At 70.6% G+C, this 947-nt stretch carries 1 protein-coding gene; it reads left to right on the top strand.

Annotated features, from left to right (window positions below; translation table 11 throughout):
* Positions 1–48 precede the first annotated feature (48 nt).
* Positions 49–923 (top strand): IS5 family transposase gene (locus tag AC3ETA_RS47755; RefSeq protein ID WP_432199167.1). Its coding sequence is split into 2 segments (ribosomal slippage): positions 49–397 and positions 397–923, totalling 876 coding nucleotides; the frame shifts between segments, so codons are not numbered across the junction.
* Positions 924–947 lie beyond the last annotated feature (24 nt).

A 947-nucleotide genomic window follows, 5' to 3' on the forward strand; every position in this document is an offset into this window, starting at 1 on the left:
TAGGGCGTGTATCGAAAGTGGATCTTGCGCATGGAATGATCTTGGTTCGTGGCGCGTGGAGACCTGACGGACGAGCAGTGGGCGGTGCTCGAGCCGCTGCTGCCGAGGGGCAAGAAGCCCGGACGGCCGCCGACATGGACCCGGCGGCAGCTGATCGACGGCATACGCTTCCGGGTCCGCACCGGCATCCCGTGGCGGGACATGCCCGAGCAGTACGGGCCGTGGGGCCGGGCGTACGACTTGTTCCGCCGGTGGCAACGCGACGGCACCTGGCAGCGCATCTTCACCCAGCTCCAGGCCCGGGCCGACGCCAAGGACCTGATCACGTGGGACATCAACGTCGACTCCACCGTGTGCCGGGCCCACCAGCACGCCGCCGGGGCGCGGAAAAGGGGGAACTGCAGAAGGAGCCGCCCGGCGGCATCGCCACCGAGCCGGCCGACCACGGGCTGGGGCGCTCGCGCGGCGGCCTGACCACCAAGCTGCATCTGGCCGTCGAGCAGGGGCAGAAGCCCATGTCCATCGTGGTCACCGCCGGACAGCGCGGGGACTCCCCGCAGTTCGAGGCCGTCCTGGGCCGGATCCGGGTGCCCCGACCGGGGCCGGGCAGGCCGCGCACCAGGCCGCGGCGGGTGCGCGCCGACAAGGCATACGCCTCCCGCAAGAATCGCGCCTACCTGCGGCGGCGCGGCATCCGCTGCACCATCCCGGACAAGGCCGACCAGGCCCGCAACCGCAAGAAACGCGGCTCGCGCGGCGGCCGGCCGCCGAAGTTCGATCCCGAGGATTACAAGGCCCGGCACGCGGTCGAGTGCGGCATCAACCGCCTCAAAAGACACCGCGCCGTGGCCACGCGGTACGACAAGCTCGCGGTCCGCTACGAGGCAACCGTCCTGGTTGCGGCCATCAACGAGTGGCTGTGACCAGATGTTTCGCTCACTTCCTGG

The sequence above is a fragment of the Streptomyces sp. bgisy027 genome, assembly GCF_057710365.1.